Annotated in this window: 12 protein-coding genes; 7 read left to right on the top strand and 5 right to left on the bottom strand. The window is 43.6% G+C overall.

Annotation, left to right across the window (positions count from 1 at the left end; all coding sequences use genetic code 11):
• Positions 1 to 34: 34 nt before the first annotated feature.
• Positions 35 to 733 (top strand): DNA/RNA nuclease SfsA, encoded by a 699-nt coding sequence (sfsA, locus tag IJE10_01965; GenBank protein ID MBQ2966873.1) that lies wholly within the window; start codon positions 35 to 37, stop codon positions 731 to 733.
• Positions 734 to 786: 53 nt separating this feature from the next.
• On the opposite strand, the gene IJE10_01960 is transcribed toward sfsA, so the two are convergent.
• Complete coding sequence (locus tag IJE10_01960; protein MBQ2966872.1) at positions 787 to 1371, bottom strand: GNAT family N-acetyltransferase; 585 nt, start codon at positions 1369 to 1371, stop codon at positions 787 to 789.
• 129 nt (positions 1372 to 1500) lie between these two features.
• Between IJE10_01960 and IJE10_01955 the strand changes: the two genes are divergently transcribed.
• From IJE10_01955 to hydE, 3 genes are read left to right on the top strand one after another with little or no spacing between them, the layout of a single operon-like run.
• A complete protein-coding gene (locus IJE10_01955) occupies positions 1501 to 2634 on the top strand; it encodes a GTP-binding protein (GenBank protein ID MBQ2966871.1) in 1134 nt (377 codons plus the stop codon).
• Between the two features lie 16 nt (positions 2635 to 2650).
• Entirely contained in the window at positions 2651 to 3607 is a 957-nt protein-coding gene (locus tag IJE10_01950; GenBank protein ID MBQ2966870.1) for a hypothetical protein, read from the top strand.
• 11 nt (positions 3608 to 3618) lie between these two features.
• Positions 3619 to 4632 (top strand): [FeFe] hydrogenase H-cluster radical SAM maturase HydE, encoded by a 1014-nt coding sequence (gene hydE / locus IJE10_01945; GenBank protein ID MBQ2966869.1) that lies wholly within the window; start codon positions 3619 to 3621, stop codon positions 4630 to 4632.
• Positions 4633 to 5003: 371 nt separating this feature from the next.
• Here hydE and IJE10_01940 read toward each other — a convergent pair whose 3' ends face one another.
• The gene (locus IJE10_01940) at positions 5004 to 5555 is read right to left on the bottom strand and encodes a hypothetical protein (protein ID MBQ2966868.1); all 552 of its coding nucleotides are present in this window, start codon (positions 5553 to 5555) and stop codon (positions 5004 to 5006) included.
• 192 nt (positions 5556 to 5747) lie between these two features.
• Here IJE10_01940 and IJE10_01935 point away from each other — a divergent pair, with 192 nt between their 5' ends.
• Together IJE10_01935 and upp are read left to right on the top strand one after the other, a co-directional pair.
• On the top strand, positions 5748 to 7100 hold the full coding sequence (locus tag IJE10_01935) for a uracil-xanthine permease (GenBank protein ID MBQ2966867.1): 1353 nt from the start codon (positions 5748 to 5750) through the stop codon (positions 7098 to 7100).
• A gap of 12 nt (positions 7101 to 7112) precedes the next feature.
• Complete coding sequence (gene upp / locus IJE10_01930; protein ID MBQ2966866.1) at positions 7113 to 7742, top strand: uracil phosphoribosyltransferase; 630 nt, start codon at positions 7113 to 7115, stop codon at positions 7740 to 7742.
• A gap of 46 nt (positions 7743 to 7788) precedes the next feature.
• Here upp and IJE10_01925 read toward each other — a convergent pair whose 3' ends face one another.
• From IJE10_01925 to IJE10_01915, 3 genes are all read right to left on the bottom strand, one after another.
• The gene (locus IJE10_01925; protein ID MBQ2966865.1) at positions 7789 to 9726 is read right to left on the bottom strand and encodes an S-layer homology domain-containing protein; all 1938 of its coding nucleotides are present in this window, start codon (positions 9724 to 9726) and stop codon (positions 7789 to 7791) included.
• Between the two features lie 468 nt (positions 9727 to 10194).
• Positions 10195 to 11382 carry a pyridoxal phosphate-dependent aminotransferase gene (locus IJE10_01920; protein MBQ2966864.1) on the bottom strand — a complete coding sequence of 396 codons (1188 nt, stop codon included), beginning with the start codon at positions 11380 to 11382 and terminating at the stop codon, positions 10195 to 10197.
• 71 nt (positions 11383 to 11453) lie between these two features.
• Complete coding sequence (locus IJE10_01915) at positions 11454 to 12209, bottom strand: prolyl oligopeptidase family serine peptidase (GenBank protein ID MBQ2966863.1); 756 nt, start codon at positions 12207 to 12209, stop codon at positions 11454 to 11456.
• Between the two features lie 161 nt (positions 12210 to 12370).
• Here IJE10_01915 and IJE10_01910 point away from each other — a divergent pair, with 161 nt between their 5' ends.
• On the top strand, positions 12371 to 13630 hold the full coding sequence (locus IJE10_01910) for a DUF1015 domain-containing protein (protein MBQ2966862.1): 1260 nt from the start codon (positions 12371 to 12373) through the stop codon (positions 13628 to 13630).
• The last annotated feature ends 253 nt before the right edge of the window (positions 13631 to 13883 follow it).

Raw genomic sequence — 13883 nt, 5'->3', positions numbered from 1 at the left:
TTGTATACTGTAAAGTAAAGGAGTGGACTATACCATGCAATACAAAAACGTCACCACCGGAACATTTTTAAAACGTTTAAACCGTTTTACCGCAGAGGTTACTTTAAACGGAGAAACTCTTTTGGTGCATGTAAAAAACACAGGTCGCTTAAAAGAGCTTTTGATTCCCGGCACCCCCTGCGGACTTTGCAAGGCACAAAATCCTGAACGCAAAACCGCCTATGATTTAATTTCTGTGTTGCATAACGATAATTGGGTCAACATTGATTCCAATGCTCCGAATACCGTTGCAGGCGAATTTCTGCGAAATGGCGGTCTTGGAGAAATAACCTGTTTAAAAGCCGAACAGTTTTACTGCACCGCCGACGGCACCGACCGTTCCCGCTTTGACTTTTATGCCGAATTTAAAAACGGGAAACAAGCTTACATCGAAGTCAAAGGCGTAACCCTTGTGGAAAACGGTATCGCAAAATTTCCCGATGCTCCCACAACCCGTGGTGCACGCCATGTAAAAACGCTGCAAGAATGCATCCGAAACGGCTATGCGGCGTATGTTTTGTTTGTCATTCAGCGAAAAGACGCGTCTGTCTTTTCACCGCACGATGAAAATGACCCTGCCTTTGCATGCGCACTCCGTTCTGCTGCAAAAAGCGGTGTGCAGGTGCTTGCCATTGACTGCACCGTTTCCGAGGACACTCTGACATCCCGAAATTTTGTGCAAATACAATTATAAAAGCGATGCTTGAACGCATCGCTTTTCTTAATTTCTATTCAATTTAAAATTTGTCAAAATAATTCTTCAATACGCAGACTGATATTGCCCTTTAAATCCTTTTTCTCGATCAAAGCCTTATACAAATCCACCGCCGCATAGGCAAGGCTTAATGTGGAAGGCTGTTTTTTTGCGTACACAAACAAACGGAATTCCACACCAAACAAACGGCAAAGCATTTTCGTGGAAGAAAAGCCGTTATTTAAATAAAACTGAAATCTGCGGGTACGGATATCAAAGTCCTTTGCATTTTCCGCGTAATCGGGATTTTCTGCCTCTAAAATCACACCGGCATAGTTTTTGCCGAGTTCTTCTTTCAAGAGCGTCAGCATCTGTGAGCCAATCCCCTTGCCCCGCTTGTCTGCTGCCACCGCAAAATAATCAAGGAGCACATATTCGCATCCGTAGGCACCGCTGAAAAACGCATAAGCAAGCATATTTTCTTCTTCATCATACAGCGCATACACAAAATACAGGTTTTTATCCATCAATGTCAGCATCCGCTCGAGCGGTTTCAATTCATTTTTCGGAAAATCCTGCACAAGATATGTATTGTAAAGTCGCTCAATTTCCTGTCTGTCACAAAGCTTTAATGTCATTGCCACCACCCTTTCTTTTTTATAGAGTATACCATAGCTTTTTCAATTTGGCAAGAGGTTTGCTTGACTTTTATATATGTTGGTGTTATAATTTAAAATAGAATAATTTGCAAAGAAAGAGGTTTTTGTATGGTTAAAATTGACATTATCTCCGGCTTTCTGGGCGCCGGTAAAACAACCCTCATCAAAAAACTTTTAAAAGAAGCTTTAAATGGCGAAAAAGTGGTGCTTTTAGAGAACGAATTCGGCGATGTCGGCATTGACGGCGGATTCATGAAAGAAGCAGGCATTGAAGTAACCGAAATGAACTCCGGCTGTATCTGCTGTTCCTTAGTTGGCGATTTCAGCAAGTCTCTGGTAAAAATTATCGAGGATTTCAACCCCGAACGCATCATTATTGAGCCTTCGGGTGTTGGTAAGCTCTCAGACGTTATTTCTGCAGTTGAAGCGGTAGACGGTCTCTCGGTAAACATTGCCACCGCTGTAGTGGATGCTTCCAAATGCAAAATGTACAGCAAAAACTTTGGTGAATTCTACAACAACCAGTTAGAAAGTGCAACTGCTATTGTTTTAAGCCGCACCGCAACCATCAGCCAGGAAAAACTGGACAAGGCGATGGAAATTATCCGTTCCAAGAACGAAAAAGCACCCGTTGTAACCACAGATTGGGACGCTTTGAGCGGAAAAGATATTTTAAATGCTATGGAAGGCGCTGCAAAGGATTTACTGGAAGAAGAATCCTGCCCCCACTGTGGCGGTCACCATGCACACCACCATCACCATGACCATGATTGCGACTGCCACGAGCATGAGCATCATCATGACCATGATTGCGGTTGTCATGAACACGAGCATCATCATGACCATGATTGCGGTTGTCATGAACACGAGCATCATCATGACCATGATTGCGGTTGTCATGAACACGAACACCACCATGACCACGATTGTGGCTGTCACGGACACGAGCATCATCACCATCACCATGCAGATGATGTGTTCCAGAGCATCGGCATGGAAACTGCAAAAAAGCTGGATCCGAAAGCCATTCAGGAAACCCTTACCGCTTTAGAAGACGGCTCTTGTGGCGTAATTTTGCGTTCCAAGGGTATTTTGCAGGGTGCAGACGGCAACTGGTTCCAGTATGACTATGTACCCGGCGAATTTGAATTGCGCGACGGCTCTGCCGACTACACCGGTCGTATTGTATTCATCGGCACAGACTTAAAAGAAGACAAAATCAAAGCCGCCTTCGGCTTATAATCGTGAGGTATAAACAATGGCAAAACGTAAAGTCCCAATTTATTTAGTATGCGGTTTTTTGGAAAGTGGGAAAACCACTTTTATCAACGAAACCGTTTTTGACGAAAATTTCTCGGACGGCACCGAAAAAACTTTAATTCTGGTTTTTGAAGAGGGCGAAGAGGAATATAACAGCGCAGAACTGGAAAAATATAATGCAGAGGTTGTGTATGTAGAGGACAAAGAAACTTTAAGTGCAACCTTCTTAAAAAAACTGGACCGTACCGTAAGCCCTGACCGTATTTTAATTGAATACAACGGCACCTGGGCATTAGAGGACTTGTTCTCGGTGAAAAAGCCCGAAAGCTGGTTTTTGTATCAGGTAATCGGTCTTGCAGACGCTTCGGTTTTTGATTCGCAGATTCAGAACATGCGCAGTTTCATCTTTGATTTCATGTCCAAATCCGAGATGATTGTATTCAACCGCAGTGACGAAAACACCGATAAAGTGGCTTTCCGCCGTATCGCCCGCGGTATGAACCCCAGAGCACAAATCTTATTTGAAAACACCGACGGCACGGTGGATGACGGCAGAGACAAAGAAGAGCTTCCTTATGATTTAACAAAGGATGCTTTCACGGTTGAGGATATAGATTTCGGCACTTTGTATCTCGACAGCACCGAACAACCCGAAAAATATCATGGCAAAACAGTTACCGTTTCAGGCATGATTTTCCGCCCGAAGGAAATGCCACCCGAAGGCTTTGTGCTGGGCAGACCCGCCATGACCTGTTGCGCCGACGACATTGGTCTTGCAGGCTTCGTGTGCGTTAAAAAGGATGCAGACAAGATCAAAAACAACACATGGGTCAAAATAACTGCCGTGATTGAAGTGGCATACAGCGAAATGTATCAGCAACAAGGCGCCATTTTCCATGTACAAAGCATGGAAGAAACAACCGCTTTGGAAGATCCACTGGTTTATTTTAACTAAAGGAGTACCTTATGCCTTTTGAAAAGCTTTGCAAAGGCGAGCATCTCAGCCTTTCGGAATTTGAAGAACTGATTGAAAACCGCGCACTTTACGCGGACAGACTTCAGATTTTAGCAAAAGAAAAAACAGAAGAAATATTTGGCAACAAAATTTATATCCGCGGTCTTGTAGAGATTACAAACATCTGTAAAAATGACTGTCTGTACTGCGGTATCCGCAAAAGCAATAAAAACATTGATCGGTACCGTCTTACCGACGCAGACGTTTTAAACTGTTGCGATGCAGGCTATGAGGCAGGCTTTCGCACCTTTGTGCTGCAAGGCGGTGAGGGTGACATAGATTATCTGCCTTTAATCCGTGAAATTAAAATCAGATATCCCGATTGTGCACTCACCCTTTCCCTTGGCGAAAAAAGCCGGGATGAATACCAAAAATGGTTTGATGCAGGGGCAGACCGTTATTTGTTACGGCACGAAACCGCAAATGAAGCGCATTATCAGTCCTTACACCCCGATAATATGCTTCTTAAAAACCGCATGCGCTGTCTTACCGATTTAAAGGAAATCGGATATCAGACCGGTTGCGGTTTTATGGTTGGCTCACCCGGGCAAACAGCTAAAACATTGGCAGAGGATTTGTATTTTATACAGGATTTCAAGCCACACATGGTGGGTATCGGGCCGTTCATTCCTCAAAAAGATACACCTTTCGGAAACGAACCCTCAGGAAGTGTTGCGCTGACTTTGTACCTTCTTTCAGTTCTCCGCATGATGCTACCAAACCTTTTGCTTCCGGCGACCACCGCCCTTGGAAGCTTAACGGAAAACGGCAGAGAACAAGGCATTCTGCATGGTGCAAATGTTGTTATGCCAAACATTTCGCCTGATGATGCACGAAAAAAATACACCCTGTACAACAACAAGCTGTACACAGGTGCCGAAGCTAAAGAAGGCTTAAAGCTTTTGCAGGCAGCACTCAAAAAAATTGACAGAGTTATCGCCTTTGAAAGAGGTGACTACAAATAAAAACTGAACGCTTGCGTTCAGTTTCAGACCGTCGAAAAAGTCGTTCTACCGCAAGCAATGTCATTCTGAACGAACGAAGTAAAGTGGCAGTGGCGTTGCCCGAATCAGAGATTCGGAACACTGTTGCATGGGGGACTGTTAGCCAAATCAAAGATTTGGACAGCACCCCTAAAGAATCTTAAGGAACGAACTGATGTTAAATGGAGCGGAATCCATCGAGGATTCCGCTCCATTGCTTGCTTTTTACCAATTTGAACTCTACCGTACATTTGTACGCCGACGAATTCAAATTGTCAAAATATAACTTCCTTTTTCGCACTCTGACAGCGTGTCGATAGGTTTATCGACACGCTGAAACTGAACGCAAGCGTTCAGTTTTTTTGTTTGCTCAATTTACAAATTATATCATATATTTCTTCCCAAGCATGCACACGAATCATACCATTCTTTTCCGCATCATAGCTTGCATTGTGCGGTTTGGTAAACAGTATTTTTTGATAATTTCCGCCCTCTAAATTATGTATGCCGTCATCAATCATGATTCCGCCCTGCAGAATCTGTTTATTCTTGATTATAATGATATGTCTTTCCGTCAGGTAAGGAAACATTTTCAGCAAATTTAAAATTTTAGTGGTTGCTGTGTGGTAGTCAGACGCGGTGGTAATATACACCTCATGTCCGTCATCTATCAGCTTTTTAAGATACTCCACACTTCCCGGCAACGGCGAAACCATGTGCCAGAGGGTGTCTGCATTCAGAACACCGTACACCTGCTCGGCAGTCAGCATCGGATATGCTACCGTTGCATCCCAGTCGGTCACCGCCTCAGGCTTTACATTTTGGTTGTAAGTACGGTTAATCAGCTCCACCCAACACTCCACCGTGTTGATAAGCACATCATCCGCATCACAAAATATCCGCATCCCCTTTTCCTCCGTTTTTTGTTTTATGTGATTTTATTATATCAATTTTTCTTGCCTCTGTCAATGCAACAAATCCATAAAATCTATTGACAAAACATAAAAAAAGGAGTAAAATTTTAATTAAGTAAAAACTGTCGGTTTTTATCAAAAAAAATTGGCTTTTGCCACAAAAGAAAGAGGAGGATGTTTAAAATGAAACTGATTTACGGTGTTCATGACAAACCCAAATTTCCCCAGCTTCTGATTTTCGCAATTCAGCAGCTACTCGCGATTATGACCGCAACCCTGGTTGTTCCGGTTATCATCGGTAACAACATGAGCTCTGCAGCCGCTCTGGTAGGCGCAGGCCTCGGCACCCTGGTGTATCTTGCATTCACCAAAATGCAAAGCCCTGTATTCTTAGGCTCGTCCTTTGCATTCATCGGCTCTATGTTCGCTGCATTTGCAGGCGGCGTATCCATGTCCCTTGGCTACTTAGGCTTGATTATCGGTGCGATTTTTGCCGGTCTTGTTTATGTAGTGATTGCAATCATTGTTAAGTTTGCAGGCGTTAAATGGATTAACAAGATCATGCCTGCCGTTGTAATCGGACCTACCGTTGCTTTGATTGGTCTTTCGCTTGCAGGCAATGCGGTTGGCGATATCTGCAAAGGCAGTGTTCCTGATGTTGCAGCTTCTCCCCTGATTACCGTTCTTTGCGGTCTCATCACACTCGTTGTAGTTGTTCTTTGCTCTACATACGGCAAAAAGACCTTAAAGCTTATCCCGTTCATCATTGCTATCCTTGCAGGCTATGCGGTAACCGCAATTTTCACTGCAATCGGCTATGCTTTTGAACTCGATGCACTCAAAATCTTAAACATTGAACCCTTTAAAGCACTGGTTGCAGACGGTGTAACCTTAAAAACATTTATTTCCGTTCCGGACTTCACTTTCCTGACTGCAATAGACGGCATCAAGGAAATTACACCCGCATACATCAGCACTATTGCTGTTGCATACATTCCGGTTGCATTTGTTGTTTTTGCTGAACACATTGCAGACCACAAAAACATTTCTTCCATCATCGAAGAAGACCTGCTTGAAAATCCCGGCTTACACAGAACTCTCCTGGGTGACGGTGTTGGTTCCATGGTTGGTGCTATTTTCGGCGGTTGCCCCAACACCACTTACGGCGAATCTGTAGGTTGCGTAGCAATCACCAGAAACGCATCGGTTGCAACCATCGCTCTGGCAGCAATCCTTGCAATCCTCATTGCTTTTATTTCGCCCTTTATCGCGTTCGTAAACTCCATTCCGTCTTGTGTAATGGGCGGTGTTTGTATGGCACTTTACGGCTTTATCGCTGTTTCCGGTCTGAAAATGGTACAGACAGTTGACCTCGGTCAGAGCAAAAACCTGTTTGTTGTATCTACTATTCTGATTTCCGGTATCGGCGGTCTCACCTTACAGTTCGGTCAGATTACCATTACATCCATCGCTTGTGCGTTGATTCTTGGTATTATCGTAAACCTCATGGTTTCCAAAGCAGAAAACGAACAATAAGAGGAGGACATTATGAGTAGCGTTACAGTATTTGACCATCCGCTGATTCAGCACAAAACCACCATTTTGCGTCAGACTTCCACCACAAATAAGGAATTCCGCGAATTGGTTGAAGAAATCACCATGCTCATGTGCTATGAAGCACTTCGTGATTTGCCGCTTGAAGATGTGGAAATTGAAACCCCCATTCAGAAAACAACCCAGAAAATGATTCGAGGCAAAAAGCTCGCTGTCGTACCGATTCTGCGTGCAGGCTTAGGTATGGTAAACGGTCTTTTAAAGCTGGTTCCTTCTGCAAAGGTCGGCCACATCGGCATGTACCGCGACGAAGAAACCATGCAGCCCCACGAATACTACTGCAAGCTTCCGCCCGACATTGATAAGCGTTTAATCGTTGTGGTAGACCCCATGCTTGCAACGGGCGGTTCTGCCATTGATGCAGTGGGTCAGATTAAATCCTACGGTGCAAAGCAAATCAAGTTCCTTTGCCTGATTGCTGCACCCGAAGGCATCGAAGCTCTTAAAAAAGCCCATCCCGACGTGGACATTTATTGTGCAAACGTGGATAAAGGCTTAAATGAAAAATGCTATATTGTTCCGGGTCTTGGCGACGCGGGCGACAGAATTTTCGGCACAAAATAATTTCAAACATAAAAAAAGAACCGCTTGCGGTTCTTTTTATTATGCCTTATAATACTTCAAAAACTTTTTCGGACACCGGTGACAGATTGAATACAAATCCCGACTCCGGATTACCTGTAATTTCAAGGCTTTGTATGCGCATTTCTTCTGTCAAACGGAGTGTAGAAGTTTTTTCTTTCGGTATCTTTATTGCATTGGTCTGCGTTTCCGAACAAAACAGGAATATACTTTCCCAATTATATTCTTCTTTGCGATATTCATTACTTTTACCGCGCAGAATGTAATAAAGAGAGGGGTCGAACGTTTGTCCGTCCGCAAGGAAAATTTCTGTTGAATTCCATTTGTTAAGCGCGGGTTGGTACTCACCCCGAATCAATCTGTCCGGCACAGGCGCAGACATTTCCTGTTTCACCGTGATTGTCGGCAACGGAATTTCCGCGTAATAAACGATATTTTCCAAGCCTTTACGATACTCTATGCGGACACTTTTGTACGCATCGGGAAGCCGCTTATATCCTATCAGCCCGTCAATAAGCTCAAATCCCTCCACTTGATTTTGAAATCTGGATGACCCGAACAGAAGATGCAATTCATCCTCTTTGGTGACTAACTTCACCGAAAGTCCGTACGCTTCTGTTTCTAAAACCTGCATATTCTCAGGCACTTCCCAAAAGAGTGTCAGATTTTCTGTAAACTGAGCATCTAACTGAATAGGCACATATTCTATAGACTCCGGCGCAGTAGTTATCCCATTTGACGACGCCAATTTTTCAAGCCTATCAATCCAGCGTTCAACATAGATTTCCATTGCGCTTGCGTTTACCCACTCAGCAAACAGCGCCTTATGCAAGAGTGCATAAAAATCCTGCCGTGAAATTGCTTCCTGCGCACCGGAAGTGTCCGCTGCATCAAGCAATCCCTTTTTCAAAGCCAAAGCATACAGCGCATCCGTCTCTGTCGGAACGTCGGGACCCGAAAAATCATAATAAGCATCTCCTATCAACCGCGAAACATATAAAATCGCCTGATAATGGGTAAGCGGTTCATCTAAACGAAGGTCTTTCACTTCCTGAATACGCAGAATTCTTCTTGTTCCTTCATAGCATAGTCTCATCAGAAGTGCTTTTGTGCTGTCAGGCAGGTTATCCATGTGTTGCAGGTGCGTCCCCCGATACCATTCCTTTAAATCGGCACTTGTAAAGTCTTCAGTATATTCGCATCTTGCTTTATCCAATGCAAGCAAGGCTTCAAAAACGGATATTTCTCCTTGCTTTTCCAGGTCCGCTTCATCCACTATTTTATATTGTGCCAATATACTTCGTTCGGTGTCTTCATACATCAGCCGTTGAGACAGCTTATACTCCACATAAACTCTGTACACAAGCACTACCGCCTGCTCTACCGTAATGGTCTCCTGCGGTGCAAAACGATTTTCGCCCACACCGCACATCAAGCCCAGGTTGCTGATGGTTTGCACATCATCACTCGCCCATTCGGAAATTTCATTCAAGTCTTCATATGCAAACCACTTTTCGGTCACCGCCATCGGCATAACCTTATTTATAACACGCACAATAATAGACGCCGCTTCCTCTCGGGTCAGCGAATCTAAAAGACCAAAATTCCCATCGCCTGTGCCCTTTAAAAAGCCGTGTATCCACATATAGTCCAGGCTGTGTGCCACCACTTCGTCCGGCACTTCCAGTGCCGGCATTGGCTTTTTCCCGTCCTCGGTCAGTTCTTTTTCCCAGTCATCATAATATGTTGTTTTAAGCGCGATAAAATCATCAATTAAATGATAAAATTGTGCCCGTGAAATAGGTGCCTTAAAATCATATTCTTCCTGCTCAGATATGATTTTAGCTTTATATGCCGCCTCAATCTTGGATTTTGCCCACGGGCTGTACGGTGTTCCGTAACAAACCGCCGAAAGGAATGTAAGAAACATTGTACAAAACAGTAGTATTGAAACAATCCTTTTCATATCATCACCTCATTTATATTATACCATGCGCCAATAATGCCTGTCAACAGACGTTTGTTCCCTGAAACGCAACGTTTGTTCCTGATAAAAAAAGAACCGCGAGCGGTTCTTTCAGCGTGTCGATAAACCTATCGACACGCTGTAGACTTAAGAAAAAGGAAGTTATATTTTGACAATTTGAATTCGTCGGCGTACAAAGGTACGGTAGAGTTCAAATTGGTAAAAAGCAAGCAATGGAGCGGAATCCTCGATGGATTCCGCTCCATTTAACATCAGTTCGTTCCCGAGATTCTTTAGGTGTGCTGTCCAAATCTTTGATTTGGCTAACAGTCCCCTATGCAACAGTGTTCCGAATCTCTGATTCGGGCAACGCCACTGCCACTTTACTTCGTTCGTTCAGAATGACATTGCTTGCGGTAGAACGACTTTTTCGACGGTCTGAAACTGAACGCAAGCGGTTCTTTTTGTTTATTTATATTCGTTTGCAAGCTTTTCAAATGAGGGAAGCGATTTTTCAATCATTTCGGTGGATACACAGTAAGAAATACGTACATAACCCGGATACCCAAAGCTGTCACCGGGGACAAGCAAAAGCTCGTATTTCTTTGCCTTTTCGCAAAATGCACTTGCGCTGTTCTCCATCGCCTTTACAAACAGATAAAATGCACCGTCAGGCTGTGCCACTTTGAAGCCGTATTCGGAAAGCGCGTCACATAAAATGTCGCGGTTTTTCTTGTATACCGAAATGTCTGCGGTTTTGCCGATGCATTTGGGTACAATTCTCTGGAACAAGCTCGGCGCGCACACAAAACCTAACGATCTGCCTGCCCCGCAAACTGCAAAGTAAACGGTTTTCCAGTCGTTTGCGGTGTTGGGCACCAGCACATAACCGATACGCTCGCCCGGCAAAGACAAAGATTTACTGAAGGAATAACAAACCAAAGTGTTGTTATAGAAATTCGGGATAAACGGAACGGTCACACCCTCGGTGTACACCAGTTCTCTGTATGGCTCATCCGCGATGATGTAAATTTCTTTATTGTATTTCTTTTCCGCTTCTTTTAAAACATCCGCAAGCTTTTCAATGGTGTCCTGCGAAAGAACTACACCCGAGGGGTTGTTTGGCGAATTTACAATAACCGCCTTGGTGTTTTCGTTTATCGCGCCCTGTAACGCATCAAAATCAATCTGAAAATCTTCTTCTCTGCACTTTACCACTACAGGCGTCATACCTGCCTGCTTGATAAAAACAGTGTATTCCGGGAAGAACGGCGCTAAACAGATAACCTCGCCTTTTTCCTCTGAAATAGCAGAAAGGGAAATGGTAAGAGATGCCGCCGCACCCACCGTCATATAAAAATTGTCACCGGTGTAGTTTGTGCCGAAGCTTTGATTGACATAATCTGCACAGCTTTGACGCACATCCGGCGCACCCTGTGCAGAGGTGTAGCCGTGAAGCACCACCGGGTCGGTGTTTAACACCAAATCAGAGAGCGCTTCCTTTACGCATTCCGGAGCCGGAACACTGGGATTGCCAAGGCTAAAATCAAACACATTTTCTGCACCGATTTCCGCTTTTCTCTTTAAACCGTATTCAAACAGCTCACGAATTTCGCTTCGCTTACTGCCCAGTTCATACATTTTTTGTGATACCATAATTTTTAATCCTCCTAAATTTAAACGCCTATCTTAAAAATTGGCAGATGCCCAAAATAAAATTGTACACCTTACCCCGTTACCCGGGCTTTTTCTTCTTTTTTATACTGCGACAAAATCCAATAAGCCGCCGCTTGCATATCCATTTCGTGTCCACCGTCAAAAATGTCTAAAAACACTTTGCTTTGAGGGTATTTCTCCATAAGGCGTGCATACAGCTCCAAGCTTTGGGTAACCGGAACCGATTTGTCAAACTTACCGTGGAAAATTTTAAGATTAGCTTTTGCAATAGTGTCTATATAATGCATAGGCGATCGCTTTTGCATTTCTTTCGCATCCTGACTGCAACAAGCCTGAATATGTTCTGTGTAATTTAAATTCTGCCCCGCCCACTTTTCAAGGTCTGTAATGGGCACAAATGCGCCAATAGCTTTAAAATATTCAGGACAAAAACCTGCCATCATAAGCGCCATGTGTCCGCCGCCGCTGGCACCCAGCAGAAAAACATTTTCCGCATCCACATTTTCCTTTTGCATCACATAATCGATGGCATCTTGAATATCCTGCTTTGCTAAATCCGATGCACAGGCTTCGGTACAATGAGCATTAGAGCTTAAATTCGGACCACGGAAGTCGGGCAAAAGCAAATTAAAGTTGTTCGCCTCTGCAAAAGGGAGCATATTCTGAATCTGATTAAACCGATCCCAGCTCCAGGTATGTAAGCCCACCAGTAGCGGACGTTTTTCGGTCGATTCGGCTTTATAAAAAAGTGACGGCTGAAGACTTCCGTCTATGGTGGATTTTACTAAAATTTCAGTCTGTTGCATGTTTACACTCTCTCCAATCGCTCCTTTATTTCGTTTATATAGTATATCATAATTTTCATAACTATGCAATACTGCAATTCCAAAAATTTATCACAAAAGGTTGACACTTCTCTTTCACCGTGGTAAAATAAATCTATATGTTTTTGAAAGGATGATTGTAAATGGCATTTACCCGTGCAGATATACTTTTACCCAAATTTGCAAAAGATGCTGAAAAAATGAAAAAATGGAGTGTTGTGGCTTGCGACCAGTACACCTCCGAGCCGGAATACTGGAACGAAGTTCATGCTATAACAAAAGATGAGGCTTCCACCCTTTATGTTACCGTTCCTGAAATTTATTTAAACGATGCGGACATTGAAGAACGTATCCAAAACACAAACGCTACCATGCAGACCTATATGGAAAATGATATTTTTGACGAATATAAAAATTCGTACATATTTGTCGAAAGAACTTTGCGTAACGGCGTAAAACGTCTTGGCATCGTGGGCGCGGTAGACCTGGAAGAATATGACTACACCATCACCTCCAAAACCAAAATCCGCGCAACCGAGGGCACCATTGTTTCCAGAATCCCGCCCAGATTAAAGGTTAGAAAAGATGCTCCCATTGAGCTTCCCCACATTATGCTTTTGATTGACGATACCGATTGCGACATCATTGAAAGCAACGCCAAAATCAAGGATAGCTTCGAGAAAGTCTACGACTTTGATTTGATGCAGGATTCGGGACATTTAACCGGCTACAAGCTGTCTGATTCGGCAGCAGACTCGCTGGACAAAAAGCTTTCTGCCCTTTCCGACCTTGACAGCTTTAATGCAAAGTACGGTGTGCAGGAAAGTGCGCCTTTGGTTTATGCTATGGGCGACGGCAATCATTCCCTTGCCACCGCAAAAACCAACTATGAAAACTTAAAAAAGGAAATCGGCGAAGAAAAAGCGAAAAACAGCCCTGCCAGATACGCCCTTTGCGAGCTTGTAAATCTTCATGACAAGTCTTTGGTATTCGAAGCCATTCACAGAGTGGTATTTGACGTAAACGGCAACGATTTCATCAAGGCTTTAGAAGCAGAATATACCATAAGCTATGACGAAAATGCCAAAGGCCAAAGCTTTATCTTTGTTTTTGAGGGTAAAGAACAAAAAATAACCGTAACCGACCCCACCGAGTATTTAACGGTTGCAACGGTACAGAAAACCTTAGATACCCTTGGCGGTGAAATCGATTATATTCACGGCGAGGACGTAGTAAAAAGCCTTTGTGAAAATCCGAAGAACTTTGGTATTATCTTTGATGCCATGGACAAAGCCGACCTTTATAAATCGGTTATTTTAGACGGTGCACTCCCGAGAAAAACTTTCTCTATGGGCGATGCCTGCGACAAGCGTTTCTATACAGAAGCAAGAAAAATTAAATAATTGATAAAAAATAACCGCCACACAATAATGTTTGGCGGTTCAGACCGTCGAAAAAGTCGTTCTACCGCAAGCAATGTCATTCTGAACGAACGAAGTGAAGTGAAAAATCTCGGGAACGAACTGATGTTAAATGGAGCGGAATCCATCGAGGATTCCGCTCCATTGCTTGCTTTTTACCAATTTGAACTCTACCGTACCTTTGTACGCCGACGAATTCAAATTGTCAAAATATAACTTCCTTTTTCGCACTCTG

The sequence above is a fragment of the Clostridia bacterium genome (genome assembly GCA_017410375.1).
In the GTDB taxonomy this organism is placed as follows: Bacteria; Bacillota; Clostridia; order RGIG6154; family RGIG6154; genus RGIG6154.
Note: the sequence above shows the minus strand (reverse complement) of the source record. Positions and strands in the feature narration are given on the sequence as shown.